Consider the following 20812-nt stretch of genomic DNA (forward strand, 5'->3'; position numbering starts at 1 on the left):
ATTTTCAGAGGAAGTGGATCATGCAAAAGCATCCATTGACGTTAGACGAAAAAGCGGCCTCTGCTATCAATGTGGCGCCAAGCGCAAAATGCCGGCACCCGCTTTACGGGTGCCGGCTCATAGGCGTCATTGACGCAGGTTGACTGAGGGGCCTTCGACAGTGCCTGTTGTCAGAACTGGCGCTGCGTCAGTCCCGCCCAGAAGCCCTTGCCACCGACCGCGATCGCTGCCTGGCCGAGGACTTCAGCCCACTGCGAATCGCTGCCGAATTCATCGCGCCACGACCACAGGCGGCGGGTGGTGAAATGCAGGGTGTGCTCGTGGGTGAAGCCGATGGCCCCGTGAACCTGATGAGCGATAGACGTCGCCAGGGTGGCGGCCTCGCCAGCGCAGACTTTGGCCACGGCCACATCGAACGCCAGGCAGCTGCGGCTACCGGCGTCGGCTTGCAGCACTTCGCAGGCACTGCGCAAGGCAACCTGGGTCGCCATGCGCGCGGCACCGATGGCACCGGCCATCTGCGCCAATTGCTGCTGGATCGCCTGGAATTTGCCGATGGCCTTGCCGAACTGGGCGCGTTCATTGGCGTAACCGACGGCCTTGTCCAGGCTCGACTCCAGCGCACCGACCAGCGCACAGGCACGGATCAACGCACCGAAGACCCAGACAGGCTCCTGCACATCGGCCAGTTGCAGGTGGCCAACGGCGTGAGTGCGAGCATGGGCGAAGTGCAGGGTGTCGCGCTCCTCGCCGGCAAAGTTGCTGCCGGCCTCCAGGCTGACGGTGGCCTGGCGCAGGTCCACCAGCGCCACCTGTCCTGTGCCATCGGCGACCACGGCCCAGCGACTGCTGCGGGCCCACGGCACATTGAATGTACGGCCGTCGAGATGACCCTCCGCGGTCAAGACCAGCTCACCGAGGCGACCGATCTGGATCAGCGTGATGGGCTCTTCGGGCACCTCCAGACCGGCACGGGCCAGCAACAACGAGGCGAGCATGGTTTCGCCCAAAGGCAGTGGCGCGCTCCAGTAACCAATGGCGCGCAATACCGGGCTGACTTCCAGCCAACTCGCGGCGCTGCCGCCGGCTTCTTCGGCCATCAGGGCGCCGGGCAGGCCTTGCTCGACCACCTGTTGCCACAACGCTGTCGCGGCGTGGCCGGCATCGAAACTGGCCAGCACCTGAGGCGTGATCTGTTCGGCGAACAGGCGCTCGACGCTGTCGGCGATGATCGATTGCAACTGGGATGGAGCACTGTCGTCCAGCGCTTGAGAGTGGGTGGCCTGGTTCATCGCAGTCCTAATCCTCTGGCAATGATGCCGCGAAGAATTTCGCGGGTGCCGCCACGCAGGGAAAACGACGGGGCGGTCTGGGTCAGGTAACGCATCACCTGGTCGAGTCGGGAACCGGGTTGGCGGGTGCCGCCAAACAGGTCATGGGCAAGGTCGGGCAGGGATTGTTCGAGCAGGGCGCCCTGATCCTTGACCAGCGCTGCCGGAGTTGCCGGGTTGTCGCCGCGAGCGAGCATGCCGGCGACGCCCAGCGACATCTGCCGCAGCACCGCGTAGCGCGCGGCGACGCGACCGAGGCTGACACTGTGGCGCGAATCCTCGGGGTCGGCGGCGTCGAGCATTTCCAGGTACAGCTGGGTGCTGCTGAGGTAGCGTTCCGGGCCGCTGCGTTCAAGCGCCAGTTCAGCGCCGACCTGCTTCCAGCCATCGCCTGGCTGGCCGATGACAAAGTCGTCTGGCACAAACACATCGTCGAGGAACACCTCATTGAAGTCGTGCTCGCCCAGCATGTTGTAGATCGGACGTACCGTGACGCCCTTGGCGTGCATGTCGATCAACAGTTGCGAAAGGCCCGCGTGGCGATTGCTGTCATCTTTCGGACCGGTACGCAGCAGGGTGACCATGTAGTGGCAGCGGTGGGCACCGGTAGTCCAGACCTTGCTGCCGTTGACGACCCAGCCGCCCTCGGTCTTGACCGCCCTGGTCTGCACCGACGCCAGGTCGGAACCGACATTCGGCTCGCTCATGCCAATGCAGAACAGCAGTTCGCCGCGTGCAATCGCCGGCATCAGTCGCGGCGCCAGCACATCGGGGGAAAACTTCATCAGCAACGGACCGGATTGACGCTCGGCGATCCAGTGCGCATTGACCGGCGCGCCAGCGGCGAGCAGCTCCTCAAGCACCACATAACGTTCCAGGGCACTGCGTTCCTGTCCGCCGTAGCGCTTGGGCCAGGTCATGCCCAGCCAGCCGCGCTGGCCCAGCTTGCGGCTGAATTCAGGGTCGGCGCCATTCCAGTTTTTCGCGCGTTCGTGGGCCGGGTAGTCCTTCAGTGTTTCGGCGACGAATTCGCGCACTTCGGCCCGTAAAGCCTGTGTTTTGGCGTCCAATTGACAGGGACGGATATCGAGTGCCTGCATGGCTTTTTGCTCATGTGAAGAGTGGGTGGTGGTCTTGTTTTCTAACTTGCTGAACGCCCAACAAGTAAATAAGCTAACAGCAACCTTGGCAGCGAATCAAGCCGCTGCCACTCTTGAACATCGCCAAAGAAACGGAGCTTTCATGTCGACCAACACCTCCTTTATCCCCGGCCGCGGCCTGACACTGAACCTTGAAGGCCATGTCGCGATCCTCGATTTCAATCGTCCGCCATTGAATTTTTTCGATGCCGAGCTGATCAATGACCTGGCCGACGCACTGCAATACCTCGACGATTTGCCACAGTGCCGGGTCGTCATCCTGCAGGCTGAAGGCAAGGTGTTCTGTGCCGGGGCCGACTTCTCGGGTGCCGATCAGCGCGACCCGCAATACCCGCGTCGCGTCTACAAGTCGGCCGTGCGCCTGTTTCGCAATCGCAAGCCGCTGATCTGTGTGGTGGAGGGCGCCGCCATCGGCGGCGGCCTGGGCCTGGCGCTGGTCGCGGACTTTCGCGTGACCAGCGAAAAAGCGCGGTTCTCGGCCAACTTCAACCGGCTCGGCATTCATCAAGGCTTCGGGATTTCGGTTACCATGCCGCGCCTGGTCGGCCCGCAAATGGCCTCGCTGCTCATCGCTACCGGGCGCCGCATCGATGGTCGCGAAGCGGTGCGTATCGGTTTGGCCGATGTACTGGCAGAGCCGGGCACGGAGCGACAAAAGGCCCGCGAGCTGGCCGAGGAAATCGCCGCTTCGGCACCCGGCGCGGTCATGTCCAGTCGTGAAACCCTGCGCATGGGGTTGGCCGATGCGGTTGACCGGATCATCGATCGCGAGGCGTCCGAGCAGGAATGGCAGATTGTCAGCGCCGATTTTGCCGAAGGCACCCGCGCCATGGCCGAACGTCGCACGCCCGTTTTTACAGGACAGTAAGGAATCACCCGATGGAACCCGTTGAAAAAACCACCCGGCCGACGTCGCGGCGCACGCAACTGGAGCGTCGCGCCGAGGCGGAACAACGCCTGCTGGTCGCTGCCCGACAGATCGTTGCGCGCAAGGGCTGGGTCGGCACGACGCTGTCGGAGGTGGGCGAGGAGGCGGGCTACAGCCGTGGCCTGGCGACTCACCATTTCGGCAACAAGGCCGGTCTGCTGCGTGCCCTGGCGGGTTTCGTCAACTCGACGTTCATGGAGTTGGTTCAGGCCCGGTCGCCACAGTGGCGCCCGGGGATGGATGCGCTCAAGGGATTTGTCAGTGTCTATCTGGCGCGCCCGGACGGCGACTGGGTCAATACCCGCGCGCTATTGGCCCTGATGTCTGAAGCGGTGACCCAGGACTCGGAAACCGTGCAGGTCCTCGCCGAGTACAACCTCTCGGTGCAAAAGCACCTGGCACGCTACATCCGCGAAGGCATCGACAACGGCGAGATGCGCCCGGACGTGGACCCGATGACGGGCGCCTTGCTGTTCCTGGGCACGTTGCGCGGCATGATGCTGCAGGTCCTGCTCAATCCTGCGGGCGTCGACCTGGAGTTGGTGCATTCGCAGATGCTGGCTTTCGTTGAAAACGCCTTGGCGTGCGCGCCGTCTGCTTGAGTCCGCGGTCCTGCACGCAGGGATGCAATCCCTTTTTCGCCCTATAGCCCCCCACCGCGGGGGGCATGTTCGGGGTGGGTGCCCTGCTAGCGTAGTGGCCATGCTTCGCGCATCGCGCGCGATCAATGCCCCGTTGTCAGCTCCCGACGAAAAAGGAAAAAACACATGCTCTCAGGTATCAAAGTCGTAGAAATCTGTGGCATCGGCCCGGGGCCGTTCTGTGCCATGCACCTGGCCGACCTGGGGGCGGATGTCATCGCTGTCGAGCGTGCCGAGTCAGTCTCGATCACCGGCCAGGCCAATGCCCCGGTCAATCCGCTGAACCGAGGCAAGCGCTCGGTGGTGGCCGACCTGAAAACCCCGGAGGGGCGCGAAGCGGTCCTGAAACTCATCGAGAGCGCCGACGTGCTGATCGAGGGCATGCGTCCCGGGGTCATGGAACGCCTGGGCCTCGGACCGCAGGAATGCCAGGCGCGTAATCCACGCCTGGTCTACGGGCGCATGACCGGTTGGGGCCAGAACGGCCCGATGGCCAGTGCCGCCGGTCACGACAACAACTACATCGCGCTTTCGGGGGCGCTGTACCACAGCGGCACGGCCGGCGAAGCGCCGTCCTCGCCGATCACCCTGATCGGCGATGTCGGTGGTGGTGCGCTGTATCTGGCGGTCGGTGTGCTGGCCGGTGTCCTCAGTGCCCGGCAGACCGGCAAGGGCACGGTGGTCGATGCCGCCATCGTCGACGGCTCGGCGCACATGATGCAGTTGATGATGTCACTGACCCGCCGAGGCCTGCTCCAGGAGCAGCGCGGCAAAAGCGTTCACGACGGCTCGCATTTCTACGCCACTTATCGCTGCGCCGATGACCAGTACGTGGCGCTGGGTTCGATGGAGCCGCAGTTCTATGCGCTGTTGCTGCAAAAGCTTGGGCTAGAGCATGACCCGCGTTTCGCCAAACAATGGGACAGCAAGCGCTGGGAGGAACTGCGCGGGCTGTTGGCCGATGTGTTCGCCAGCCAGCCGCGCGCGCATTGGTGCGATCTGCTCGAAGGCACCGATGTGTGCTTTGCGCCAGTGCTGAGCCCGCGTGAGGCCGCGCAACATCCGCATATGGTGGAGCGGGGCGTGTATTTCGAACGCGATGGCCTGCTGCAGGCCAGTCCCGCGCCGCGATTTGACGGCCGGGTCGCGACGCCGGGAGCGATTCCGACACGGGGTGCGCACACGGCCGAGGTCATGGCGGGCCTCGACGGCGATGACCTCACCGCTGTCTGGCGCTCGTAGTTTGTGGACATCCCGCTGGCCTTGACGCTGGCCAGCCGACAACCTTGCACGTATCTGGCGATATCTATGGTGTGCGGGATTCGGATGGAATAAGGATGACCAGATCTGTATCACCGGTGTCGACACCTGCTTGTGAAAGCAAGGTCGTCACTTGCCCGCGGTGGTGGGTCTGATGGTTGAAGAAGTGCATGAGCAAGCCATGAAAATCCTTGTCAGCGGGCACTCCCTGCATGCTTGAGTAGTTGAGGATGTGATCCAGGTCCGACTCGGTAATGGAGCGAGACCAATCGACAATGACCTGATCGAGCCATACTCGATGTGCTGACAGTTCGCGGATATTCGAGAACAGCAACTCGTTGAGGTTCCTGGGGGCCGGCAACTGTCGAATCGGCTCCAGCGCCAGGTAGTTCGCCGGGTGCGTGGCGAATCGCTTGAGCCAGACAGTATCCCCGGCCACCAGGTGATTGAGCGTCCCGAGAATGGAACCGAAGAATGCTTTGCGGTCCGCTGCGAGTTCTTCATCGGACAGGCTGTTGGCCGCCTGGCAAATCTTTTCGTTCATCCACTGGTTGTAGGTCGCCATCAGGCAGGTATGGCGGGTGCGGCTCATGGTGTTCCTCCTTTCAGGTCACCCATATTGATGTCTGTTTTCCAAACAGTCTCTGCGTTTTTACACACGCTGGGTCGAGAGCGGCCACATCTTTACCTGTAGGCCTGGGTTCTGGCCCGGTTCAGTGCCAAGGCGCTTTGCATCAGGCTGCGCAATTGGAGAATTGCCTGCGCAATCGGGGAGGTTGGCAGGCAGTGCAATCGCTAGTTTAGGGCTCATCCACTTCCACGACGTCGGTGCCGGTTTCCGCTATGTGGGTGGTGTGGACTAAGGGAAACCTTTAGCCGGGCGGGAGATTACCCCTCAACGGATGCTGTTCATCTTGATACCCCCGAGGCGTCTACTGACTTACCTTGCACAGGCACGAGGCGTGTCGTCATGGCGGACTGGTCCATTGAGCCCACCAGGCGCTTTACCCGATAACAACAAAAGACCGGCGCTTTTAGTTTTTAGTTTAATTCTGCTCCTATAAATACAGTGCCCAGCACATACAGATGTGGAGAAGTTAGATGCATGAGGTAAAGCAATCTTGCCGAGGGCTCAGTATTGCCAGCGTGTTGGGGATGATCTGTTCGCCATTGGCAGTGCATGCCGATGTTATTGATGACAGTCACTTCAAAGTGGATACGCGTAACTTCTACTTGCACCGTAACTACACCAATACCAATGCGCCGGTTTCTGAAGTGCATAGTTGGTCCCAGGGTTTCGATGCGCAGTTCACCTCCGGTTACACCGACACGGCCTTGGCCATCGGCCTTGATGTGGACGCGCAATACGCCGTGCGCCTGGATTCGTCGGGCAACGACGGTTCGCTGCCGTACAGCGTCAGCGAACAGCAGACGGCCGATGACTACAGTCGCGCCGGCGCAACCTTGAAGATGCGCTACAGCAAGACCGAGTTGAAGGTGGGCGACCTTCGCCCACAATTGCCGGTGGCTTTCGATGACACCAGTCGGCAATTGGATACGATCTATCAAGGGGCGGTGGTCGAGTCCAAGGAAATCGATGGGTTGACGATGACCGGCGGCCGTTTCTGGTCTGCCGTGACACGCGAATCCTCCAATCACGAGAAACTGTACAAGTTTGGCTCTACCGATAATCTCGACAGTGACGGCCTGGACTTCGGCGGCGCAACTTACGACATTACCAAGAACCTGCAAGCCAGTTATTTCTATGGCGTGTTGCACGATATTTATCAGCAACACTATTTCGGCCTGATGCACATGGCTGATCTGGGTAATGGCTACAAACTTAAAACCGACTTGCGCTACTTTAATAACAATGAAGATGGCAATGCCTTGAACGGTGAGATCGACAACCGCTCCTACGGTGGCTTGTTCACCTTGCTCAAAGGCGCCCACATGTTTGGCCTCAGTTACCAGCGCATGCTCGGTGACAGCGTGTTCCCGACGATGAACGGTTATATCCCGCAACCTTACCTGGTGCACTGGTCGTCCCTGGGGTTCGTCCGCCCGGGTGAAAAGTCCTGGGGCGCGCGCTACAGCTATGACTTTGCCGGCATGGGCATGCCGGGGCTGAAGCTCTACACCCGCTACATCAAGGGCACCCACTGGAACCGTGGCAACAACCTCAGCGATAACCAGGAAAGCGAACGTTTCCTCGGGCTCAGCTACGTGGTGCAGAGCGGGGCGCTGCAAGGCCTGGGGCTGGACCTGCGCAACATCGACGTGAAACAGAAGTACGGCTACGACTACAACGAATTTCGAGTCGCCACGACCTACACCTGGAAGTTCTGGTAAGCCCGGTCCACCCAGGGATTGACCCCATAACAATAAGAGGCCTGACCATGTTCGAACCCTTTGTCCTTTGCATCTGCCCCGCAACTTCCCAGTCGGTGTGCTGTGCACCGTCAACCGGCGCGCTGCGCGCATGAGCGGATTCCAAGAGGAGCAAACACTAGTGAATATCCAGGTCGATAACGCGGTCCTACAGCAGCAGAAGAAGAAAACCTACATCTACGAGTGGTACGTGGTCGGCCTGTGCATGATCGCCTACATCTTTTCGTTCGTGGATCGGCAGATCCTGGCGTTGATGATCGAGCCGATCAAAGCCGACCTGCAGATCAGCGACACCCAGTTCAGCTTGCTGCACGGGCTGGCCTTTTCGTTGTTCTACGCGTTCATGGGCATGCCCATCGCCTATCTGGCCGACCGCTTTTCGCGCCCGAAGATCATCGCTGTCGGCGTGGTGTTCTGGAGTCTGGCGACAGCGGCCTGCGGCCTGAGCAAGAACTTCTTGCACATGTTCCTCGCGCGCATTGGCGTCGGCGTCGGCGAAGCGGCCCTGTCGCCCTCGGCCTACTCGATGTTCAGCGACATGTTCCCCAAGGAGAAACTCGGCCGCGCCGTGGGCATCTACTCGATCGGCTCGTTCGTCGGTGGTGGCCTGGCCTTCCTGGTGGGCGGCTATGTGATCGCGATGCTCAAGGACATGAACACCATCGAGGTCGCCTTTCTCGGCGCGATGAAGGCCTGGCAACTGGCGTTCTTCATCGTCGGTCTGCCCGGCATGCTGGTCGGCCTGCTGATCTGGCTCACCGTCCGTGACCCGGCGCGCAAGGGCCTGCAGGTCGATGCGCAGGGTCGGGCGAAGAAGGTCGCGATGAGCGATGGCTTGCGCTTCCTCGCCCGCCACCGTGCCACCTTCACCTGCCATTACCTGGGCTTTTCGTTCTACGCCATGGCCCTGTTCTGCATGATGAGCTGGAGCCCGGCGCTGTACATCCGCAAGTTCGGCCTGTCGCCAATGGAGGCGGGCTACATGCTCGGCACCGTGCTGTTGGTGGCCAACACCGCCGGGGTGCTGTTCGGTGGATGGCTCACCGACTATCTGGCCAAGAAAGGCTATCAGGACGCGGCCATGCGCACCGGCGTCATCGGTGCCCTCGGCATGGCGGTGCCGGCCGTATTGTTCCCGCAAGTCGATCAACTGTGGCTGTCGGTGACGCTGTTGGTGCCAGCGATGTTCTTCGCCTCGTTCCCGATGCCAGCCTCCACGGCGGCGATGCAGATCCTCGCGCCGAACCAGGTGCGTGCACAGGTTTCTGCCGTGTTCCTGCTGATCAGCAACCTGCTGGGCCTGGGCCTGGGCACCACGCTGGTGGCGTTGCTGACCGACCGCTACTTCGGCTCGCCCGCGGCGGTGGGTTCTTCGATGTCGCTGGTGATCGCCGGTGCCTCGGCCTTGACGGTGCTGTTGCTGTGGCGCGGTTGCCGTCGCTTCCGTGAAAGTTATGCCCGGGAATATCCGACCCGGGCCTGATCAGCCACAGACCGCAATCGGCACCTCGGCCTCGCTCCTTCAACGGATGCGGGGCTGATGTGCTTCAGACAGGGGGAACCCTTGATGTTGAATGACGTACACCTGCTGGAACGGCACAGCCTGCTCAGCTCGGCCGATTACCGCGAGATCAAGGACAAGGTCAGCCACTACCTGTGCCCGCACAGTTTCAACGTACTGCGTGACGAGCCGATGTACACCCGGCTCAACGGCGTGTTTTTCGGCGACTCGGCGCTGCTCGACTTGAGCTATGGCGCGCCGGTGGAGATCACCATCGGCGACATCGCCGATCAGTACCTGTTTCGCATTACCTTGCAAGGGCAGTGCGAAGTCGCCCACGGTCGGCGCAGCGCGGCGATGCAGTCGGGCTACCTGAGCGTGTCCTCGCCATTTGCGCAAAGTCGCATCGTCACCAATGGCGAGTGCCGCAACCTGATCCTGCGAGTCGATCGCGATGCCCTGGAGACGCAACTGCAACGCCTGCTCGGCCGCAGCCTGCGCCAATCGGTGATCTTCGATGTCAGCGTCGACCACCTGGGCGCCGGCGTCGTCAGCCTCTATCACACCCTGGACTACATCTGCCGGCTGTACGGCAGCGGCGTCGACGGTTCGCGCCTCGCCGGCGGTCTGTCCGAATACCTGATGCAACTGCTGCTCACGCAATTGCCGCACAACTACTCGGCGGATCTTTTGCTCGATTCGCGCGCGCCGCTGCCGCACCACGTGAAGAAGGCCCGTGACTACATCGAGGAGCACCTCGACGAACCCATCAGCCTGACGACCTTGAGCGAGCTGTGTGGCGTCTCGGTGCGCACCTTGCAGAACGGCTTCAACCAGTTCCTCCAGCAGGCGCCAGTCGAGTACATCCGTGACCGCCGACTGGCGGTGATCCATGAGTCGCTCAAACAGGGCAGGGCCGGTGAGACTGTCACCGATATCCTGTTGCGTCACGGCATCAACAGTTTCGGGCATTTCTCCAGCGCCTATCGGCAACGCTATGGCTGCCTGCCGTCGGACACCCTGCGGCGGCAGAAGCATTGAGACTGCTGCGCAATCCGTCATTCGGCTGCGCAATCGGATGAGTCTGTGGCGGTGCGGCTCGATAGGATCGAGTCTCTAACAAAAAGGAGTATCTGCATGAATATTACCGTGCTGGGTGGTGGTCACGGCTGTTACGCCGCTGCTGTCGAAATGGCTGAAAAGGGGCACCAGACCCGCCTGTGGCGTCGAGACTCCGCCGCGCTCAAGGAGCTGCTGGCCATCGGCAGCCTGACCATCAAGGACTACAAGGGCACTCGCCAGTTGTCCGTCGGCCAGCAGGGCGACAAGCTCTCGTTCACCGACGACCTGGCCGAAGCCCTGGCCGACGCGCAACTGGTGATCATCCCGCTGCCGTCGACCTCCCACGAAGACCTGGCCAAACATGTGGCGCCGCACCTGCACGACGGTCAGGTGGTGTTCCTGCCGCCGGGCACCTTCGGCAGCTTCGTGTTCGCCAAGGCCATGGCCGATGCGGGCAACCGCAGCAAGGTCGCCTTCGCTGAAACCGGCACGTTGCCGTACCTGGTGCGCAAGCATGGCGCCAGCGACCTGGTGATCAGCGGCTACGCCACCCGCCTGCCGACTGGCGTATTTCCCAGCAACCTGTCCGAGCATGCGTTCGCGGTGCTGCGTGAAGCCTACCCGAGCGTCGAGCCGATTGAAGACGCCCTCAGCGGTGCGCTGATGAACGCCGGTCCCATCATTCACCCGCCGCTGATCATGATGAACGCCGGTCCCCTGGAGCATTTCGAGTCCTGGGACATTCACAACGAAGGCACCCAGCCGTCGATTCGTCGCGTGACCAACCAGCTTGATGCCGAGCGCATGGCCGTGCGCGAAGCACTGACCTACGGTGCGCCGCACTTCCCGCTGGCCGACCACTACAACACCACCGAAGGCGAAGAGTGGATGTACGGTCGCGGTGCCCATGGCAAGCTGACCGACAGCGGCGACTGGCGTGAAGACATCGACCTGCAGAAGCATCGCTACATGCTCGAAGACACCCGCCTGGGCCTGTCCTTCCTGGTGTCCGTCGGCCGCTGGGCCGGTGTGCCGACCCCGGTCGCGCAGGGCTTGCTGAGCATTGCCTCGGTCGTCGCGGCTCGTGACCTCTATGCCGAGGGCCGCACCCTGGAAAACCTCGGTCTGGCCACGCTGAGTCGGGCGCAGATGACCGAACTGCTGACCAAGGGCTACAACTGATGAACGCCGCGCTGCCCCAAGTCAGCGTGGTCGGTGCCGGCCGGATGGGCGAGGGCATTGCCCTGGCATTCATCCATGCGGGCCTGCCGGTGACGCTCATCGATATCAAGGATCGCGCCGAGGATGAGCGACAAGGCTACTTCGAGCGAGTGCGCAACAACATCCGCGGCGAACTGCAGATGCTGGTGCGCCTGGGCATGCTCGCGCCTGCACAGGCGGACATCGCGATCTCCCGGTTGACGCTGCAATCCCGGTCCCGGGCCGCCGAGGTTTTGCGCCAGTGCGACCTGGTGTTCGAAGCGGTGCCGGAAGTCATCGCGGTCAAGCAGGAGACCTTCGCGTGGGTCAGCGAGCATGTCCCGGCGTCGACCATCATCGCGTCGACCACCTCGACGTTCCTGGTCACCGAGTTGAGCGAAATGGTCAGTGAGCCGCAGCGCTTCGTCAACGCGCACTGGCTCAATCCGGCCTACCTGATGCCGCTGGTGGAAGTCAGCCGCAGCGAAGCGACCTGCCCACAGGTGGTCGAGCGGTTGCTGCAACTGCTCAAGCGCATCGGCAAGGTGCCTGTGGTGTGCAACCCGGTGGCTGGCTACATCGTGCCGCGCATCCAGGCACTGGCGATGAACGAGGCCGCACGGATGGTGGAAGAGGGCGTGGCCAGCGCGGAAGATATCGACACCGCGGTGCGCGTCGGTTTCGGTTTGCGCTTCTCGGTGCTGGGCCTGCTTGAGTTCATCGACTGGGGTGGAGGCGACATTCTCTACTACGCCTCGCGCTACCTGAGTGGAGCACTGTCACCGCGTTTCGAGTCGCCGCAGGTGATTGCCGACAACATGCAAAACGGCCGCAATGGCTTGCGCGATGGCCAGGGTTTCTACGATTACCGCGACCTGGACGTGGACGCCTACAAGCAGCAGCGTCTCGGCGACTTTGTGCGCAAGTTGGAGTTGTCGGGGCTGACGCCAGCGTTCGATGGCGCCTTGCGGCAGGCCTGAACATCAGGGTCCGGAGGTCGGGCCCTGATCAGCGCACTGCCTGCTATTCCACTGCAGGGATAGCAGGCCTGCGCGAAATCCGCCTTGCCTGCCGTCGCGCTGGGTCTGCATTGGGCCGATGGGCTAGGCGCTGGTGTTGGTGGCGGCGCACTGTTTCACGCCTTTGTCGCCTTTTGGCGCTCTCATCAGCAGCGGGCCGAATGTTGCCAGCAGGCCAAGCATGATCAACGGGAAAAACATCAGCGAATCCAGGCCGAAATGGCTGACGATCACGGTGATGGCGGCGGGCCCCACGAGCATGCCGGAGAAACCGATGCAATTGACGATGCCGATGTTGCGGCCCGCATGTTGCGGGTCCCGGCGTCCGGCCGCGGAAATCATCAGCGGCGCGATGCAGGAAAGGCCGAGGCCGAACAACGCGAAGCCGAGGATGCCGGTAACGGCCGTGCCGCCGACGATAGTGAGGGTCATGCCAAGGACGCAGACTGTCCCGCAGGCGAAAACCACTTGGGCATTGCCAAAGGTTGCCGCCAGCCGGTCGCCGAACAGACGCCCGATGAACGCCGCACCGACGAATATCGACACCGCCATGCCCGCAGTGGAAGTCGAGGTCGAGAACTCGCGGCGCATGTATTCCTGGCCCCAGTCGGCGATTGCATTCTCACCCATCATGCTGCCGAGCAGCAGGGCGCCGAGCGCAATCATCACCAGAAGCGTTTTGGTCGACGGCCCCTTGCCGATTTCATCCGCGGACTGAGCGCCCGCTTGCCAGTCGCCGGAGGCAGCGTCGGGGACGTCATGCTTGCCCAGCAGCCACCGGCTGAAAATACAGCCGACGATCAACATGGCGATACCCAGGACGGTAAAAGGCACTTTTACGCTGTCGGTGTAGAAACCCGTCAGCCAGCTGCATGCCATCCCGAGCAGAAAACCACCCAGCGAATAGAACGCATGGAAGCCGGACATGATCGAGCGCTGATAAAACCGCTCGACCTGCACGCCATGGGCATTCAACGCCGTATCCAGGGCGCCGCGCAGCAGTCCCAGGACAACGCCAAAACACATCGCGAACCAGAAACCGCTGACGAAACCCAGCGGGATAATGGACAGCGGGTAGGCGAGGGCGCACACGGTGATCACCGGTTTTGCACCGAAGGAGTCCAGCAGACGCCCGACCAGCAGCGCTCCTGCCGCCGAGCCGACGCCGACCCCGAGTGCGATCAGGCCGAAGTTCGCGTCACCCAGCTCACCGGTAAAGCCCAGTTGTGTCCTGAAGACGCTCACCCCGGTCGACCAGATGTACATCATTGCGCCGATCATCATGAATCCGAGAAAGGTCGCGATACGCGCCTTGCGGATGCGTTTGGGCACTGGAGTTTTTTGAACGTTATTCATCACGCTGCATTGTCCCTGTTGTTTTTGTTGGGTGTGCATGCAAAAGCTAGGTAAGACCAGAAAGAGTTATACGTATAACCCCATCAAAAATAGCATTGGTGGCGCCACTGATGTCAACTGTTTCGAGCGCCATTCTCAACTCAGGCGACGTATAGCATTCAGCTCAGTTCACCGAGGCAGTCGGTTTTGAATGGATCCTGTGGCCGAACGGATTATTTTGAGTTATACGTATAACTCGAAATAATCCGAGCCCAGGGGTGTCCGTGTCGTCTCAAGAATTGCTACTGCCGTGCGCTACGCCTCATCTGCCGGCCTATCGATCGACGTTCCTGTTGTCAGGGGTGTGTATGGGCGCCTGGGCGCCGTTGGTGCCCTATGCGCGCACGAGAGCGGGGATCGACGACGCTGCCCTGGGACTGCTGTTGCTGTGCCTTGGCCTGGGTTCACTGGTGATGATGCCGCTGGCGGGCATTCTCAATGCGCGCAGGGGCTGTCGCTTTACGATGCACGTGGGTATTGCCCTGGTGCTGCTGACCTTGCCCTTGTTGGCGACGACTCATTCCTTTGCCGGCTTGATATTCAGCCTCATCGTGTTCGGGGCGGGGTGCGGGTCGGTCGACGTGACGATGAACGTTCAGGGCGTGATGGTCGAACGCGCGACCGGACGCTCGCTCATGTCCGGCTTTCATGGGCTGTTCAGCCTCGGCGCGATTATCAGTGCGGCGGGTATCACTGCATTGTTATGGCTGGGCGCCACGCCGTTGGTGGCAAGCAGTGCGGTCATGGCGATCCTGGTCACCTTCGTCCTGACGCATGGTCGCCAGTTGCTGGGGCGCAGTGGTGACGAAGGCGCCCCGATATTTGTCAGGCCCACCCGAAAAGTTTTACTGCTGGGTATGCTTTGCCTGTTCGCCTTCCTCGCGGAAGGGGCGATTCTCGACTGGAGCGCGGTGTTCCTGGCTGACGAGCGAGGTGTCCAGCATTCGCTGGCCGGCCTGGGCTACGCGGTGTTTGCGGTCATGATGGCGCTGGGCCGATTGAACGGTGACCGGATACTGCTGAAGTTGGGCGCACGGGTGGTGCTCGTTGGCGGTGGACTGGTGGTCATGTCCGGCTTCGCGATGGTGGTGTTGGCCAATGACTGGCTATTGAATCTCGTGGGGTTCGCGGTGATAGGCGCAGGTCTGGCCAACATCGCTCCGGTCTACCTGTCGCTGGCAGGCGCGCAAACGTCGATGCCCGGTGAGCTGGCCATTGCCGCCGCCACCAGCCTGGGCTACCTCGGCATATTGATGGGGCCGGCGGCCATCGGGTTCGTCGCCCATGCAAGCAACCTTTCGCTGGCATTGCTCGTCGTTGCCTCGTTGATGATCGCGATCATTTTCAGTGCCACTCGACTGGTTCCGAAGGTTTCGCCGCAACGGTTACACTGAGCACATGGCGTTTTTTTACTGACCTCTCATGAGGTTTTCAAAACAGATCGGGAAGCAAGCGATGGCATCCGTTTCAATGAAAGATGTAGCACTGGCGGCGGGGGTGTCTCAGCCTGCGGTGTCTTACGCCTACAATCGCCCATCCAAACTGTCCGAGGCCCAACGTGAGCATATCCTTGCCGTAGCCGCGTCACTGGGCTACCCGGGACCCAATGTGCTTGGCCGCAGCCTTCGCTCGGGCAAGATCGGGGCGATCGGGTTGATGATGATGGACAAGTTGTCCCTGGCGTTCGCCGACCCTTGCACCGTTGCCTTGCTGCGCGGGATCAGCGAGGTGGGCGAACTGGAGAACGTCGCGCTGACGTTGTTCCCGCTCAACAACAATCGGCTCATTGGCCGCACACCCGCAGCGAACCACGGCAGCCTCGCGCTGCGCGGGCTGGTGGATGGCTTGATCATCTCGACCCTGCCTGATGACCATCCGGCCGTGCTGGCCGTGGTGAAACAGAACATTCCGTTTGTGGTGATCGATTCGCCGCTGGTGGAAGGCTCCTTTTTTGTCGGGATCGATGACCGCGGTGCCGCACGCGCGCAGATGCGTCACTTGCTCGAGCTGGGGCACCGCAAGATAGGGGTCATCATCGACCGGCTGAACCCGGATGGATATCGCGGACCAATCGACCGCCACCGCTTCAAGAGTGCCAGCGAGCGTATCGTCAGGGAGCGGCTGACCGGCTATGTGGAGGAGGCCAGTGCAGCGGGCCTGGCATTCGAGGACCTGAGCATCATAGAGGCCGGCGGGCTTGATTCGACGTCCGGGCAAGCCGCGGCCTTTACCTTGCTGACATCCAGCGACGTCACGGCAGTGGTTGCCTGTTCGGATGTCATGGCGATCGCCTGCATGAAAACCGCCCACGCGCTCAATCGCGAGGTTCCGCAAGCCCTTTCGGTGATTGGCTTCGACGATATCCCCGAGGCGGTGCAACTGGGCCTGACCACCATTGGCCAACCCATCGTCGAGAAAGGCGTCTATGCGGCAAGGCTGTTGACCGAGCAGTTGAATGCGCCGGCCGATGCTCCGCTGCAGCCTGAACAGAAGATTTTCGCCACCAAATTGATCGTGCGCACTTCGACGCGCAAGGTGCAGGACGCTTGACACCGTTCGATGAACAAGGCTGCGGTGACTTGCACAATCGCAGCCTTCACTTTCACCCTATGCCGTTCACGGCGCCAATTGCTTGAAGTTCGCCGCGACCCGCAGGGCGTTGGCGGCGATGGTGAGTGCCGGATTGACCGCGGCCGATGACGGGAAGAAAGAACTGTCGACCACCCAGACATTGTCCAGGTCATGCATCTTGCAATTGATGTCCAGCACGCTCGACGCCGGGTCCTTGCCCATGACCGCCGTACCGCATTGATGCGAATTGGTGGCAATGCCCATGCGCGCTTTCAGGATCAACGGGTAGCCAGCCGCCCGCATGACCTGGCTGGTCTTGCTCACCAGGCCTTCATGGGCCTTGAGGTTGTTGGGTTGCCAATGGACCTTGATCGCGCCGCGCTGCGCGTCATAGGTGACCCGGTTCTCCCGGGTCGGCAGGTCCTCCGACGTCAGGTACAGGTCGACGCTATGATCGGTGATGTAGCGCGAGGCGAACTTCGGCAGCCACGGACGCATGGAGGTGATCATCGGTTCGCGGATTTTCCCCAGCATCTGCACGTTCCCCAGGGGGAACGAGTTGTTCGCACCGGCGCTGTACCAGTCGTTGATGGCCAGGGTCTTCTGGAAGATCACCTTGTTTTTGCGTCGAGGGTCGACCGCCAGCATAAACGTGCTGTTGTGCACCATGTAGTTGCGACCCACTTGCCCGGAACTGTTGCCCAGGCCTTCGGGGTGCTGTTCGTTTGCCGACTTGAGCAGCAGCGCGGCGCTGTTCACCGCACCGCAGGCCAGTACGAAGCGCTTGGCGTGCAGCGTCACGGCACGACCATCGATCAGGCCGTGGGCTTGCGTGACCGTGCGCCCGTCCGCCGCGGTTATCAGTTGCTTGATCGTGGTACGGGTCAGCAACCTGACGCTTGCGCTGCGCAAGGCCGGCCTCAAGGCAGAAACTTCAGCGTCAGCCTTGGCGTCCAGCAGGCAAGGGTAACCATCGCACGTTGAGCACAGTACGCAGTCACCGCCATTGCCATAGTCCACGGCTGCGGGCATCACGAAAGGCTTGAGGCCTGAGCGGCGCATGCTCTGCTCCAGGGCAGCCAGGGCCGGGTCGTGCTCGAGCGCCGGTTGCGGGTAGGGGCCCGAGCGCCAGGGCTCGCTGGGGTCGACGCCTGCCTGGCCGTGTACCCGGTAGAGTTTTTCCGCCTCGGCGTACCAGGGTTCCAGATCGGCATAGCTGATCGGCCAGGCCGGGGAGAGGCCTTCGGCGTGCCGGATTTCGGCAAAGTCTTCTTCGCGAAACCGTGGCAGCATCGCGCCATAGAATTTGGTGTTTCCACCGACGTAATAAAATACGCCAGGCGAAAAGGGTTGGTTGGCTTCGTCCAGCCACTGCTCGGCATTGCGGTAACGGCCTTGTCCGAAGACCGATTCGCTGCTCCAGTTGTGTATTTCTCGCGGCAGGAAATCACCACGTTCGACGATCACAATGTCCAGCCCGCTATCGCGCAACGCATGGGCAAAGGTCGAACCGCCCATGCCCGAGCCGATAATCACCACATCACAATTGATATTGCCATCTGCATCAGGTGTCACCACGTCGAGGACGCGCGGTTCGCGCGACGCCCCCGATTGTGGATTCAGCTCTGCATGATGCGAAATCAATGCATCACTCATTTGAGCTGCTCCAGTTCTTACAGGTGTTGTTCGGAGTTGCGGATTTCCCAGTACTCGTCCTGACGTTCGTCAGTGATGTATTCGGGAATCGGGAAGTCCCACCAGCCCGGTACCCAAGGGCCGGCAGCGTCGCGGTCAGTCGGGATTTCGATCAGCACCGGAGCGTTCAGGTCCAGCGCCTCCTGCAGGATCGGCTCAAGGTCTTCCGGGCGTTCCACACGGTAAGACTTCAGGCCGAAGGCTTCGCCCACCGCTTTGAAGTCCGGGCTGTATGGCGTGCCGTCCGGGTGGTTGAACTCGGTGCCGATATGGCGGCTGGTCTGCTTGCGCTGACCACCGCGAATCGACATGTACCCGGCGTTGTTCTGGATCATGAACACGACCGGAATGTTGTTGGTCACGCAAATCGCGATTTCCTGCGACGTCATCAGGAAGTCACCGTCGCCCAGGATGCAGACCACCGGTTGGTTCGGCGCCGCCAGTTTGGCGCCGATGGCGGCAGGCACGGCCCAGCCCATGGAGGAGAACCCGCCGGAGGTCAGGTGCGTGCGCGGGGTATAGACCGGGAAGGTCTGTTTGACCGCGCCCTGGGTGTTGCCGGAACCGACCACCACGATGGTGTCGCGCGGGAAGATCTTGCGTAACGCGCCCAATGGACGTTGCGAGGTGAACGGGAAGCGGTCGGAGTCACGACGGCCGGCGAGCTTGGTTTCCCATTCGTCCTGATAACCGCGCAGATCGCCGAGGTACTCCTCGCGATCGACAGTCTGGCCTTTCAGGCCTTCGACGATATGGGCCAGTGCGTGTTTGGCGTCTGCGCAGATGCCCACGGTGACGGGGTAGTTCTTGCCGATTTCGTGCGGGTCGATATCGATGTGGATCAACTTCGACGGCGGAATGGCGAAGGTCACGCCCTTGGCATAACTGGACGACGACCAGTCGGTGAAGCGACAACCCACGGCGATAATCACATCGGCGGTGGAGGCTACTTTGTTGCCGCACATCGTGCCGGTCTGGCCGACGCTGCCGGCGAACAACGGGTGGTCTTCGGGGAAACCGCTTTTGCCGTTCCAGGTGGTGACCACCGGAATTTTCCAGGCCTCGGCCAGGGCGAGCACTTCAGCGCTGGCTTCACCCGTGATGACACCGCCACCGATGACCAGCACCGGGCGCTTGCAGGCCTGCAGTTCTTCAACGGCGCGGGCCGTGGCCGCCGGATCCGGGAAGCACTTGCCGATCGGCGTGCGTTCTTCCAGGGCATGGAGGGTCACTTCCGCGGCTTCGGCCTGAACATCCATCGGGATTTCCAGATGGACCGGACCCGGGCGGCCGGTGACCATCGAGCTCCAGGCCCGATGCATCATGAACGGCAACTCTTCAACGCGCGTGGCGACCCAGTGGCGCTTGGTCACGGCTTCGGCGATTTTCGGGAAGTCGTTGTCGGTGTAGCGTTCCAGCTCCTGCAGCAGACCGTGGCCACGCATGTGGGTGGGCGGCCCGCCAGTGATCAGCATCAGGCTGGTGGAGTCGGTGAACGCGGTGGCCATGCCGATTACGGTGTTGGCGGCACCGGCACCGATGGAGGTGACCGCCGCCATCGGCTTGCCGGCCACGCGGTAGTAACCATCGGCCAGATGCACGGCGCTCTGTTCGTGGAAGACCTGGATGAACTTGAGTTTCGAGTCTTCCTCGAGGAAGGCGTCGGTGAGTGTCCAGATACCGTGGCCGGGAATGCCGGCGACATACTCGACGCCGTAGTTTTTCAGGGTTTGTGCCACGATCTGGCTGCCGGTCAATTTGCTCATGACAGGACTCCTTGGGTTGATGAAAGCGGGGTGGATGCGGTGGTTTTGCCGTGACCTTCAGCTCGTCCGCGCGTTGCCCAGTTCAGGCCCTGTTTGGTCAGGCGGCGGATATTGGGGTCGGCCAGGTTGCTGGTGTCGTGTCCGATGGAGTGGTAGAAAACGCGCCCCAGGCCCCACTGGCGTACCCAGGCAACCGGGCTGCGATGGCCCTTGATCCACGGGAACGGGTTGCCATCGAACGTGGTTTCGGCGAGCACATGGATGTTCGGGTCCACCTGCATGTAGTACTGCTCGGAACGCACCTCGAAATCCTCGACGCCTTGAGTGACCTCATGCGTGTGGTCGATGACGTTGACCTGGTAAGGATGGGGAAAGCCTTCGCCCATCGGATGCTCAAGAAAGGAGCCGCCCAGCACCCAGTGGTACTTGAGGCTGGCGCGAAAGGCCGCCCCCGCACCGTGCCAACCCACCAGGCCGGTGCCGCTTTCGATCGCTTCGAGCAGGCGGTTTTCCTGCGAGGCGGTCAGCGTTTCAGTGGTGACCGCGTTGTTCCAGCCAATCACGATCAGGTCGTAACCGGTCAAATCCCTGTCCAATGTGAAGATGTCGGTCGACTCTTCAATGTCGAAATCCAGCTCCTGGAAAACGGTCCGGGCCCATGCGGCGATTTCGTAGGGGAAATGGCCGGGCCAGCCACCGTATAGATACAAGACTCGACTCACGGTTGGTCACCTCTTAGGTTGGGTGTGATTATTAGGTTATACGTATAACCGCTTATTTAAGCTATCACTCAAAACGCCGCTGTCAATGCCTTGATCAAATTTTTAATGGAATAGCCAGTCTGGCTTGGGTTTGCGTGGAGATGCGGTGAACAGGCACGGACAGTAGAACG

General features: G+C 61.5%; 17 protein-coding genes. 10 read left to right on the forward strand and 7 right to left on the reverse strand.

All coding sequences use genetic code 11. The features are described from left to right. Window positions 1–170: 170 nt before the first annotated feature. Window positions 171–1292 carry an acyl-CoA dehydrogenase family protein gene (locus QMK54_RS15620; protein ID WP_223588601.1) on the reverse strand — a complete coding sequence of 374 codons (1122 nt, stop codon included), beginning with the start codon at window positions 1290–1292 and terminating at the stop codon, window positions 171–173. Further along, on the reverse strand, window positions 1289–2431 hold the full coding sequence (locus QMK54_RS15625) for an acyl-CoA dehydrogenase family protein (RefSeq protein WP_110657652.1): 1143 nt from the start codon (window positions 2429–2431) through the stop codon (window positions 1289–1291). Before QMK54_RS15625 ends, QMK54_RS15620 begins: the two co-directional genes overlap by 4 nt. A 142-nt stretch (window positions 2432–2573) precedes the next feature. Here QMK54_RS15625 and QMK54_RS15630 point away from each other — a divergent pair, with 142 nt between their 5' ends. From QMK54_RS15630 to QMK54_RS15640, 3 genes are all read left to right on the forward strand, one after another. After that, entirely contained in the window at window positions 2574–3359 is a 786-nt protein-coding gene (locus QMK54_RS15630; RefSeq protein ID WP_110657653.1) for an enoyl-CoA hydratase/isomerase family protein, read from the forward strand. Window positions 3360–3370: 11 nt separating this feature from the next. Beyond that, on the forward strand, window positions 3371–4021 hold the full coding sequence (locus QMK54_RS15635; RefSeq protein WP_320400816.1) for a TetR/AcrR family transcriptional regulator: 651 nt from the start codon (window positions 3371–3373) through the stop codon (window positions 4019–4021). 165 nt (window positions 4022–4186) lie between these two features. Next, complete coding sequence (locus QMK54_RS15640) at window positions 4187–5302, forward strand: CaiB/BaiF CoA transferase family protein (protein ID WP_110657657.1); 1116 nt, start codon at window positions 4187–4189, stop codon at window positions 5300–5302. Between the two features lie 64 nt (window positions 5303–5366). Here QMK54_RS15640 and QMK54_RS15645 read toward each other — a convergent pair whose 3' ends face one another. Beyond that, the gene (locus QMK54_RS15645) at window positions 5367–5912 is read right to left on the reverse strand and encodes a DinB family protein (protein ID WP_110657659.1); all 546 of its coding nucleotides are present in this window, start codon (window positions 5910–5912) and stop codon (window positions 5367–5369) included. Window positions 5913–6421: 509 nt separating this feature from the next. Between QMK54_RS15645 and QMK54_RS15650 the strand changes: the two genes are divergently transcribed. From QMK54_RS15650 to QMK54_RS15670, 5 genes are all read left to right on the forward strand, one after another. Then, complete coding sequence (locus QMK54_RS15650) at window positions 6422–7672, forward strand: OprD family outer membrane porin (protein WP_320400817.1); 1251 nt, start codon at window positions 6422–6424, stop codon at window positions 7670–7672. 160 nt (window positions 7673–7832) lie between these two features. Further along, a complete protein-coding gene (locus QMK54_RS15655) occupies window positions 7833–9194 on the forward strand; it encodes an MFS transporter (RefSeq protein WP_320402917.1) in 1362 nt (453 codons plus the stop codon). A gap of 84 nt (window positions 9195–9278) precedes the next feature. After that, window positions 9279–10253 (forward strand): AraC family transcriptional regulator, encoded by a 975-nt coding sequence (locus QMK54_RS15660; RefSeq protein ID WP_110657665.1) that lies wholly within the window; start codon window positions 9279–9281, stop codon window positions 10251–10253. A 96-nt stretch (window positions 10254–10349) separates the two neighbouring features. Continuing rightward, window positions 10350–11456: an NAD/NADP-dependent octopine/nopaline dehydrogenase family protein gene (locus QMK54_RS15665; protein ID WP_223588623.1), complete on the forward strand. Its 1107-nt coding sequence runs from the start codon at window positions 10350–10352 to the stop codon at window positions 11454–11456. After that, on the forward strand, window positions 11456–12454 hold the full coding sequence (locus tag QMK54_RS15670) for a 3-hydroxybutyryl-CoA dehydrogenase (RefSeq protein ID WP_223588625.1): 999 nt from the start codon (window positions 11456–11458) through the stop codon (window positions 12452–12454). Before QMK54_RS15665 ends, QMK54_RS15670 begins: the two co-directional genes overlap by 1 nt. A 123-nt stretch (window positions 12455–12577) precedes the next feature. Here QMK54_RS15670 and QMK54_RS15675 read toward each other — a convergent pair whose 3' ends face one another. Then, window positions 12578–13849 carry an MFS transporter gene (locus tag QMK54_RS15675; RefSeq protein ID WP_320400818.1) on the reverse strand — a complete coding sequence of 424 codons (1272 nt, stop codon included), beginning with the start codon at window positions 13847–13849 and terminating at the stop codon, window positions 12578–12580. A 347-nt stretch (window positions 13850–14196) separates the two neighbouring features. On the opposite strand from QMK54_RS15675, the gene QMK54_RS15680 reads away from it, so the two are divergent. Beyond that, window positions 14197–15282: an MFS transporter gene (locus tag QMK54_RS15680; protein WP_413787373.1), complete on the forward strand. Its 1086-nt coding sequence runs from the start codon at window positions 14197–14199 to the stop codon at window positions 15280–15282. Between the two features lie 61 nt (window positions 15283–15343). Beyond that, window positions 15344–16438: a LacI family DNA-binding transcriptional regulator gene (locus QMK54_RS15685; RefSeq protein ID WP_110657671.1), complete on the forward strand. Its 1095-nt coding sequence runs from the start codon at window positions 15344–15346 to the stop codon at window positions 16436–16438. A 66-nt stretch (window positions 16439–16504) separates the two neighbouring features. Here QMK54_RS15685 and QMK54_RS15690 read toward each other — a convergent pair whose 3' ends face one another. Genes QMK54_RS15690 through QMK54_RS15700 form a run of 3 tightly spaced genes read right to left on the reverse strand, consistent with a single transcriptional unit; the run spans window position 16505 to window position 20642 of the window. Then, a complete protein-coding gene (locus QMK54_RS15690) occupies window positions 16505–18115 on the reverse strand; it encodes a GMC family oxidoreductase (RefSeq protein WP_320400820.1) in 1611 nt (536 codons plus the stop codon). A 17-nt stretch (window positions 18116–18132) separates the two neighbouring features. After that, entirely contained in the window at window positions 18133–19920 is a 1788-nt protein-coding gene (locus QMK54_RS15695; protein ID WP_223588631.1) for a thiamine pyrophosphate-binding protein, read from the reverse strand. Beyond that, a complete protein-coding gene (locus QMK54_RS15700) occupies window positions 19917–20642 on the reverse strand; it encodes a ThuA domain-containing protein (protein ID WP_223588633.1) in 726 nt (241 codons plus the stop codon). The genes QMK54_RS15695 and QMK54_RS15700 overlap by 4 nt, the downstream gene beginning before the upstream one ends. Between the last annotated feature and the right edge of the window lie 170 nt (window positions 20643–20812).

This window comes from Pseudomonas sp. P5_109 (genome assembly GCF_034009455.1).
Taxonomy (GTDB): domain Bacteria; phylum Pseudomonadota; class Gammaproteobacteria; order Pseudomonadales; family Pseudomonadaceae; genus Aquipseudomonas.

Coding starts and splice junctions, on each gene's coding strand:
- QMK54_RS15620 (WP_223588601.1), bottom strand. CDS start 1,292: ATGAACCAGGCCACCCACTCTCAAGCGCTGGACGACAGTGCTCCATCC.
- QMK54_RS15625 (WP_110657652.1), bottom strand. CDS start 2,431: ATGCAGGCACTCGATATCCGTCCCTGTCAATTGGACGCCAAAACACAG.
- QMK54_RS15630 (WP_110657653.1), top strand. CDS start 2,574: ATGTCGACCAACACCTCCTTTATCCCCGGCCGCGGCCTGACACTGAAC.
- QMK54_RS15635 (WP_320400816.1), top strand. CDS start 3,371: ATGGAACCCGTTGAAAAAACCACCCGGCCGACGTCGCGGCGCACGCAA.
- QMK54_RS15640 (WP_110657657.1), top strand. CDS start 4,187: ATGCTCTCAGGTATCAAAGTCGTAGAAATCTGTGGCATCGGCCCGGGG.
- QMK54_RS15645 (WP_110657659.1), bottom strand. CDS start 5,912: ATGAGCCGCACCCGCCATACCTGCCTGATGGCGACCTACAACCAGTGG.
- QMK54_RS15650 (WP_320400817.1), top strand. CDS start 6,422: ATGCATGAGGTAAAGCAATCTTGCCGAGGGCTCAGTATTGCCAGCGTG.
- QMK54_RS15660 (WP_110657665.1), top strand. CDS start 9,279: ATGTTGAATGACGTACACCTGCTGGAACGGCACAGCCTGCTCAGCTCG.
- QMK54_RS15665 (WP_223588623.1), top strand. CDS start 10,350: ATGAATATTACCGTGCTGGGTGGTGGTCACGGCTGTTACGCCGCTGCT.
- QMK54_RS15670 (WP_223588625.1), top strand. CDS start 11,456: ATGAACGCCGCGCTGCCCCAAGTCAGCGTGGTCGGTGCCGGCCGGATG.
- QMK54_RS15675 (WP_320400818.1), bottom strand. CDS start 13,849: ATGAATAACGTTCAAAAAACTCCAGTGCCCAAACGCATCCGCAAGGCG.
- QMK54_RS15680 (WP_413787373.1), top strand. CDS start 14,197: ATGGGCGCCTGGGCGCCGTTGGTGCCCTATGCGCGCACGAGAGCGGGG.
- QMK54_RS15685 (WP_110657671.1), top strand. CDS start 15,344: ATGGCATCCGTTTCAATGAAAGATGTAGCACTGGCGGCGGGGGTGTCT.
- QMK54_RS15690 (WP_320400820.1), bottom strand. CDS start 18,115: ATGAGTGATGCATTGATTTCGCATCATGCAGAGCTGAATCCACAATCG.
- QMK54_RS15695 (WP_223588631.1), bottom strand. CDS start 19,920: ATGAGCAAATTGACCGGCAGCCAGATCGTGGCACAAACCCTGAAAAAC.